Origin of the sequence: Streptomyces sp. NPDC001549 (assembly GCF_042894025.1) — a bacterium.
In the GTDB taxonomy this organism is placed as follows: Bacteria; Actinomycetota; Actinomycetes; order Streptomycetales; family Streptomycetaceae; genus Streptomyces; species Streptomyces kutzneri.
The window spans coordinates 195475-203128 of the sequence record NZ_JBIAVJ010000016.1 but is presented as its reverse complement, the minus strand read 5'-3'; the positions used below and the strand labels follow the sequence as shown (position 1 = coordinate 203128).

Below are 7654 nucleotides of genomic sequence, written 5' to 3'. Positions count from 1 at the left end.
CGGTCACGGCCGTCTACAACGGGGACGGATGCTTCTCCTCATCGACCGGCACCGCACCGGTGACCGTCAACCAGGCGGCCAGCACCACCACCGCATCGGTGACCCCCAACCCGTCGGTATGCGGCCAGTCCGTGACGGTCTGCGCCACCGTCACCGCAGTCGCACCCGGCAGCGGCACCCCCACCGGAACCGTCACCTTCACCGGCCCCGGCGGACTGAACACGACCGTACCCCTGAACGCAGGCGGCACGGCATGCGTCACCACCAGCAGCCTCACCAGCGGCACGGTCACGGCCACCTACAACGGCGACGGGTGCTTCAAGCCGTCGAACGGCACGACGGGCGTGACCGTGAACAACGCCCAGACCACGACCGCGCTCACCATCACCCCCAACCCCGTGATCTGCGGCCGCCCGGTGACGTTCTGCGCCACGGTCACGACCGTCGCGCCGGGCAGCGGCACGCCCACCGGGACGGTCACCTTCACCGGCCCCGGCGGCTTCAGCCAGACCGTGGCGCTCAACGCCGGCGGCACGGCCTGCGTCACCACCACCGCGGGCGCCAGCGGCACGGTGACCGCCGTCTACAACGGCGGCACCTGCCACAGTCCCTCCGCAATGGCGGCCAACCTGACCGTGAACCCGGCTCCCACGACGCTGACGGCGGCCCCGGCGCAGATCCGCCTGCGGACGAACGGCACGTTCGTCATCCCGTCGATGAGCGCCACGCTCAAGGTCACCTCCAGCGCCGCTCCGCTCCCGGGACAACTGGTCACCTTCAGGGCGAACACGACGCTCGGACCCATCGTCCTCGGGACCGCGCTCACCAACGCCAGCGGGGTGGCGACACTGGCCCCGCCGATGCTGCCGGTTCCCAGCACGGTGATCACGGCGACGAGCTACACCGCGTCCTTCGCGGGGACGAGTTGCTACGCCGCTTCCTCCGTGACGGCGCCGCTGACACTCGTCCTCTTCCCGCTCCTTCCCTGACCGAACACCGGTCACCGCTCCGGGAGCCACGGGCCGGGGCGGGCCGGCTGACCGGGGCGGTGGCCGCCGCCCCGGTCAGCGGCGACCGTGAAGACACACGTGGTGCTTGGCAATGGGCCGGGGCGGCGCCGACGAGGGTTCGGCGTCGCCCCGGTCCGCTGCGGGCCGCCGGGCTCCGGCAGATCTGCCCGTGGGGCTGGTCGGCGTCCGCGCTCGGACCGAGGCCGAATCGGTACGATCGCCGACCGTGCTCCTCACCGCCGTACTTCGCCCCCGTCGTCCGCGGGACGGCGTACCGCTCGGTGCTCCGCACCGGTGGCGACGAACCCTCCCCCGCGGTCGCGTCGGATGCGACCATGATCCTGGTCGCCAGCGAACGGCGGCGGACGGACCCCGGGCGCCGGCAAGAGGCCACGTCCCTACCCGAGTTGCGCGCCCGAAACCTGGTTCCCCTGTTCCTGGCGCTCGCTTCGCCCGTAGTCCAAACGTCCATGAGTACGACCGCGCCCCCGTAGAAGGCAGCCCGTCATGAGTGAAGCCACGAGCCGTGGCCCCCAACGTGTCGTCATCGTCGGGGGGAGCCTTGCCGGCATGCTCGCGGCAGCAGCGGTCAAGGACCACGTCGATTCCGTTGAGATCCTCGAGGCCCACGATCTACCCGCAGGGCCCGGACCGCGCACCGGAGTTCCCCAAGCCGCCCACATCCACTGGCTGCAAGTCGGCGGCGCAGAGGCGATCAACGCCCTGCTACCGGGCAGCATCGACCTGTTGATGGCCGCGGGCGCTCACCGCATACCGGTGACGACCGACATGGTGATCTACTCTCCCGAGGGGTGGTACCGCCGCTGGCAGCGCGCCACCCACTACGTGATCACCGCGAGCCGGGACTTGACGGACCTCGTGGTCCGGAAAGAGGTCCTCAAAGACCCGCGGGTCACAGTGCGTACGCGCACCAGGGCCGTCGGACTGCTCGGCGACCGCCATGCCGTCAGGGGCGTACGACTGCGTGATGCCGACGGCATGGAATCGGACCTGCGCGCCGACCTGGTCATCGACGCCTCCGGCCGGGCCTCCCGCCTGCCCCGGTGGCTTGCCCAGCTCGGACTCACCGGCCTCGCCGAGGAGCGTCTCGACTCCGGCATGGTCTATGCGAGCCGCCTCTACCGGGCCCCCGTCCCCACGCGCGGCTGGCCGGTCGTCGGAGTGCAGGCCGACCCGCGTCTGCGCCGGCCTGCCAAGGCCGGCGGCATTCTGCCGATCGACGGCGACCGCTGGCACGTCAGCCTGATGGGAGCCCCTGGTGGAGAGCCCACTCGTGCCGCAGAGGACTTCGAGTCCTTTGCCCGTACGCTGCGCCATCCCATCATGGCCGACCTGCTGAAGCACGCCGAACCGCTCAGCGACGTCAGCGTCACCCACAGCACCGCGAACCGGCGCTACTACTACGAACGGCTCGGCGCGCGGCCCGATGGCCTGGTGGCACTAGGGGATTCCGTTGCCACCTTCAACCCTGTCTATGCGCAGGGGATGTCGGTGGCAGCGCTGGGCGCCCTCGCCCTGCGCGACCTGCTCGCGACCGGCTCGACCGGCGACCTGGCCCACCGCGCGCAGCGCGCCATCGCCCGGCCCGTCAACGCTGCCTGGGCCCTTTCCACCGGTCAGGACATCCACTTCACCACCACCCAGGGCAAGCGCCCGAAGCTCGCCGATCGGCTCCTGCGTCGCTACGTCAGCCGCCTGTCCCGCACAGCAACCGGATCGTTCCGTGCCGCCACGGCACTGACCGATGTCCTGGCTCTCCAGGCCCCGCCCACGTCCCTCGTCAGACCCGGTGTGCTGCTGGCCGCCCTGATCGGCCCCTTGCGTCCTCAGCTGGACAGCCCTCAGTTCAACTCGGCTGAACGTGACCTCCTGAACGGCCTGTCCCACCGAAGGACCTCACGGACCTGATGCGGGCCGCCTCCCTCGCGGAGGCGGCCCGCCGGGCGGGCGAGGTGGGTCAGTCGCGCAGCACCGGGATGATGTGCTGCCCGTAGGCGTCGATCGTGGCCTCCCGCGCGTCGTGCATGTCGTAGACGGCGAACTGGTCGACGCCCAGGTCGCGCAGGGCCCGCAGCTTCTCGATGTGTGCCTCGGCCGGGCCCAGCAGGCAGAAGCGGTCGACGATCTCGTCGGGGACGAAGTCGGTGGACGGGTTCCCGGCCCGGCCGTGGTGGCTGTAGTCGTAGCCCTGGCGGGCCTTGATGTACTCGGTGAGCTCGTCGGGGACCATCGAGGAGTGCTCGCCGTAGCGGCCGACGAGGTCCGCGACGTGGTTGCCGACCATGCCCCCGAACCAGCGGCACTGGTCGCGGGCGTGCGCGAGGTCGTCGCTCACGTACGCGGGCGCCGCCACGCAGATGGTGATGTCCGCCGGGTCGCGGCCGGCCGCGACGGCGGCCTCGCGGACCGACTTGACCATCCACTCGGTGAGGTAGAGGTCGGCGAGCTGGAGGATGAAGCCGTCGGCCTTCTCCCCCGCCAGGGCCAGGGCCTTGGGCCCGTACGCCGCCATCCAGACGGGGAGTTTCCCGTCGCGGACCCACGGCAGGCGGACCGGGTTGCCGTCCACCAGGGCCTCACGGCCCTCGGCCAGGTCCCGGATGACGTCGATGGCCTCGCCCAGGCGGGCCAGGGTGTTGGGCTTGCGCCCGGCGACGCGCATCGCCGAGTCCCCGCGCCCGATCCCGCAGACGGTGCGGTTGCCGAACATGTCGTTGAGGGTGGCGAAGGTGGAGGCGGTCACCTCCCAGGTACGGGTGCCGGGGTTGGTGACCATGGGGCCGATGTGCAGCTTGCGGGTGTGTTCCAGGATCTGGCTGTAGATGACGAACGGCTCCTGCCACAGCACGGCGGAGTCGAAGGTCCAGCCGTAGCGGAAGCCGTTGCGCTCGGCGCGCTTCATGAGGCTGATGACCTGGGAGGCGGGCGGGTCGGTCTGCAGGACGAGGCCGAAGTCCATGGGGCGGCTCCTTGACGCTTTACAGGTACTGGCAGGTGGAGCGGGGGACGAAGGCCCCGTGGCCGGCCCGGCCGGTGAATTCGCGCTGGTCGATGACGAGTTCGCCGCGCGAGAGCACGGTGTCGACGCGTCCGGTGATCCGCCTGCCCTCGTACGCCGAGTAGTCCACGTTCATGTGGTGGGTCTCGGCGGAGATGACCTGCTCGGCGTGCGGATCGTAGAGCACGATGTCGGCGTCGGAGCCCGGCGCGATGGTGCCCTTCTGCGGGTAGAGGCCGAACATCCGGGCCGGGCTCGCGCAGGCGATCTCGATCCAGCGGCGGCGGCTGATGTGGCCGTCCAGGACGGCCTGGTGGAGGAGGTCCATACGGTTCTCCACGCCCGGCAGCCCGTTGGGGATCTTCGAGAAGTCCCCGCGGCCCAGTTCTTTCTGGCCGCGGAAGCAGAAGGGGCAGTGGTCGGTGGAGACCACCTGGAGGTCGTTGGTCCGCAGGCCCCGCCACAGTGCCGCCTGGTGTTCCTTCGGCCGCAGCGGTGTGGAGCAGACGTATTTGGCGCCCTGGAAGTCGGGCTCCTCCAGGTTGTCGGTGGACAGGAAGAGGTACTGCGGACAGGTCTCCCCGAAGACCGGGAGGCCCTTGTCGCGGGCGGCGGCGAGCTCTGCCACCGCTTCCTCCGCCGAGACGTGGACCACGTACAGCGGGGCGCCCGCGACGCGCGCCAGCTGAATCGCGCGGTGCGTGGCCTCGGCTTCGAGCAGCACCTTGCGGACCTCACCGTGGTGACGGGGGTCGGTCTCGCCGCGCGCGAGGGCCTGTTCGACGAGGACGTCGATCGCGATGCCGTTCTCGGCGTGCATCATGATCAGCCCGCCGTTGGCGGCGCCGCGCTGCATGGCGCGCAGGATCTGCCCGTCGTCGCTGTAGAAGACGCCGGGGTAGGCCATGAACAGCTTGAAGGAGGTGACCCCCTCGCCGACTAGGTGGTCCATCTCCTTGAGCGTTCTCTCGTTGACGTCCGAGAGGATCATGTGGAAGGCGTAGTCGACGGCGCAGTTGCCGTCGGCCTTGGCGTACCACCTGTCGAGTCCCTCGCGCAGGGAGTGGCCCACGCTCTGCACGGCGAAGTCGACGATGGTGGTGGTGCCGCCCCAGGCGGCGGCTCTGGTCCCGGTCTCAAAGGTGTCGGAGGCCGAGGTGCCTCCGAAGGGAAGTTCCATGTGGGTGTGCGCGTCGACCCCGCCGGGGATCACGTACTTCCCGGTCGCGTCGATCGTGCGGTCGGCCGTCCAGGCCCCGGCGGCCGCCGAGCCGTGTGCGGCCAGCGCCGCCACGCGGCCGTCCTCGATCAGGACGTCCGCGTGCACTTCGTCGGAGGCGGTGACGACGAGGCCGCCGCGGATCAGGGTGCGGATGCTCATGTGATCCCCCTACTGGATGCTGCGCAATGCCTGTTCGAGGATCTCGGCGCCCTCTTCCGCCTCGGCGACGGTGAGGGAGAGCGGCGGCGCGATGCGCAGCACGCTGGTGTTGTACCCGCCGCCCTTGCCGAGCAGCAGGCCGCCTTCGCGGGCCGCCTCCAGGACGGCGGCGGCCGCGTCCGGGTCGGCCTCGTCGGTGCCCGGCTTCGTGAGTTCGAGGCCGGCCATCAGGCCCCGGCCCCGGATCTCCCGTACGGCGGGCACGGTGGCGGCGATGCCGCGCAGCCGCTCCAGGAGCAGGCCGCCGACGCGGCGGGCGTTGCCCTGGAGGTCGTGCTCCAGCAGGTACGCGAGGTTGGCGACGCCGGCCGCCATGGTGACCGGGGAGCCGCCGAAGGTGGAGATGGAGTTGGAGTCCAGGCAGTTCATCACCTCGGCGCGGGCCACGACCCCGCCGATGGACATGCCGTTGCCGATGCCCTTGGCGAAGGTGAGGATGTCCGGCGGGCCGTTCTGGGCGTGTGCCTGCCAGCCCCAGAAGTTGTCGCCGGTGCGGCCCCAGCCGGTCTGCACCTCGTCGCTGATCCACAGGATGCCGTGGCGGTCCAGGACCTCGCGGAAGGCGCCGTACAGGCCGTCGGGCGGGGAGGTGAAGCCGCCGACGCCCTGGATGGGTTCGGCGATGAGGGCGGCCACTCCCCCGCGGGCCTGGCCGAGTACGTCCTCCAGGTCCTCGACGGCGGCGGCCGTGAAGGCGGCGTCGTCCAGGTGGGCGAGGGGGCCGCGGGTGCGGACCGCGCCCTGGACGTAGTACGTCTGCAGCGGCGAGAGGCTGGTCGGGGACCAGCCGCGGTTGCCGGTGATCGAGACGGTGGAGAAGGACCGGCCGTGGTAGCTGTTGCGCATCGCCAGGATCTGGTTGGAGCGGCGGTACGTCGTGGCGAGCAGCAGGGCGGTGTCGTTGGCCTCGGTGCCGGAGGTGGTGAAGAAGACCCGGGCGTCGGGGATGCCGGAGAGGGCGGCGACCCGCTCGGCCAGCTCGATCATCGGCCGGTTGAGGTACAGGGTGGAGGAGTGGATGATCCGTCCGGCCTGCTCGGACACGGCCTTGGTGACCTCGGGCAGGGCGTGGGCGGTCATCGTGGTGAGGATGCCGCCGAAGAAGTCGAGGTAGCGGTTGCCGTCGGCGTCCCAGACGTGGCGGCCCTCGCCGTGGGTGAGCTCGATGGGGTGCTTGTAGTAGAGCGCGAGCCAGTCGGGCAGGACGGTGCGGTGGCGGCTGAAGAGCGGGGTCGGGTTGGTCACGGCTGTACGAGCCCTCCGTAGGCGTCGGGACGGCGGTCGCGGTAGAAGGCCCACTGGTCGCGGACCTCCTTGATCAGGTCGAAGTCGAGGTCGCGGACGACGAGTTCCTCGTCCTTGTCGCTGGCGACCTCCCCGACGAACTGACCGCGCGGGTCGACGAAGTAGCTGGTGCCGTAGAAGTCGTTGTCGCCGTACTCCTCCTGGCCGACGCGGTTGATGGCGGCGACGAAGTACTCGTTGGCGACGGCGGAGGCGGGCTGCTCCAGCTGCCACAGGTACGCGGAGAGGCCTCGGGAGGTGGCGGAGGGGTTGTAGACCAGCTGGGCTCCGGCCAGGCCCAGTTGGCGCCATCCCTCGGGGAAGTGGCGGTCGTAGCAGATGTAGACGCCGATCCGGCCGACGGCGGTGTCGAAGACGGGCCAGCCGAGGTTGCCCGGACGGAAGTAGTACTTCTCCCAGAAGCCTTTGACCTGGGGGATGTGGTGCTTGCGGTACTTGCCCAGGTAGCTGCCGTCGGCGTCGATGACGGCGGCGGTGTTGTAGTAGAAGCCCTCGCTCTCCAGCTCGAAGACCGGTACGACGATCACCATGCCGGTCTCGCGGGCGAGGTCCTGCATCCGGCGTACGGTCGGGCCGTCGGGGACGGCCTCGGCCCAGCCGTAGTGCTCGGGCTCCTGGACCTGACAGAAGTAGGGGGCGTTGAAGACTTCTTGGAAGCCGATGATCTGCGCGCCCTGGGCGGCTGCCCGGCGGGCGTGCTCCTCGTGTTTGGCGATCATCGACTCGGTGTCTCCGGTCCAGGTGGCCTGGACCAGCGCGGCGCGGACGACTTGGGCCATGAGCTGCTCCTCGCGACGGGAACGCCGAGTTCTACGCACGTAGACGGTGTGCGTAAGGAGTAGAACGTAGGCCTCGTCACAGCGTGGGGCAAGACCGCCG

Annotated in this window: 6 protein-coding genes; 2 read left to right on the top strand and 4 right to left on the bottom strand. The window is 70.4% G+C overall.

The genetic code is table 11. The features are described from left to right. Both ACFY04_RS25460 and ACFY04_RS25455 read left to right on the top strand, forming a co-directional pair. The coding region (locus ACFY04_RS25460) for an Ig-like domain repeat protein (RefSeq protein ID WP_389119856.1) at nt 1-989 on the top strand (989 nt) is incomplete at its 5' end. Between the two features lie 528 nt (nt 990-1517). Then, nucleotides 1518-2939, top strand: coding sequence for an NAD(P)/FAD-dependent oxidoreductase (locus ACFY04_RS25455; protein ID WP_389119854.1), 1422 nt, complete (start codon nt 1518-1520; stop codon nt 2937-2939). A gap of 49 nt (nt 2940-2988) precedes the next feature. Here ACFY04_RS25455 and ACFY04_RS25450 read toward each other — a convergent pair whose 3' ends face one another. The 4 genes from ACFY04_RS25450 to ACFY04_RS25435 are packed head-to-tail and all read right to left on the bottom strand — an operon-like array spanning nt 2989 to nt 7554. Continuing rightward, nucleotides 2989-3990, bottom strand: a complete 1002-nt coding sequence (locus ACFY04_RS25450; RefSeq protein WP_389119853.1) for a TIGR03842 family LLM class F420-dependent oxidoreductase — start codon at nt 3988-3990, stop codon at nt 2989-2991. A 19-nt stretch (nt 3991-4009) separates the two neighbouring features. Then, nucleotides 4010-5410, bottom strand: coding sequence for a dihydropyrimidinase (gene hydA / locus ACFY04_RS25445; RefSeq protein ID WP_389119851.1), 1401 nt, complete (start codon nt 5408-5410; stop codon nt 4010-4012). Nucleotides 5411-5419: 9 nt separating this feature from the next. Next, nucleotides 5420-6715 (bottom strand): aspartate aminotransferase family protein, encoded by a 1296-nt coding sequence (locus tag ACFY04_RS25440; protein WP_314252270.1) that lies wholly within the window; start codon nt 6713-6715, stop codon nt 5420-5422. Continuing rightward, nucleotides 6712-7554, bottom strand: coding sequence for a nitrilase-related carbon-nitrogen hydrolase (locus tag ACFY04_RS25435; RefSeq protein WP_189740752.1), 843 nt, complete (start codon nt 7552-7554; stop codon nt 6712-6714). The genes ACFY04_RS25440 and ACFY04_RS25435 overlap by 4 nt, the downstream gene beginning before the upstream one ends. Nucleotides 7555-7654: the final 100 nt, after the last annotated feature.

Excerpts from the sequence above, each read along its gene's own strand:
- hydA (WP_389119851.1), bottom strand. The coding sequence starts at position 5,410 with ATGAGCATCCGCACCCTGATCCGCGGCGGCCTCGTCGTCACCGCCTCC.
- ACFY04_RS25450 (WP_389119853.1), bottom strand. The coding sequence starts at position 3,990 with ATGGACTTCGGCCTCGTCCTGCAGACCGACCCGCCCGCCTCCCAGGTC.
- ACFY04_RS25455 (WP_389119854.1), top strand. The coding sequence starts at position 1,518 with ATGAGTGAAGCCACGAGCCGTGGCCCCCAACGTGTCGTCATCGTCGGG.
- ACFY04_RS25435 (WP_189740752.1), bottom strand. The coding sequence starts at position 7,554 with ATGGCCCAAGTCGTCCGCGCCGCGCTGGTCCAGGCCACCTGGACCGGA.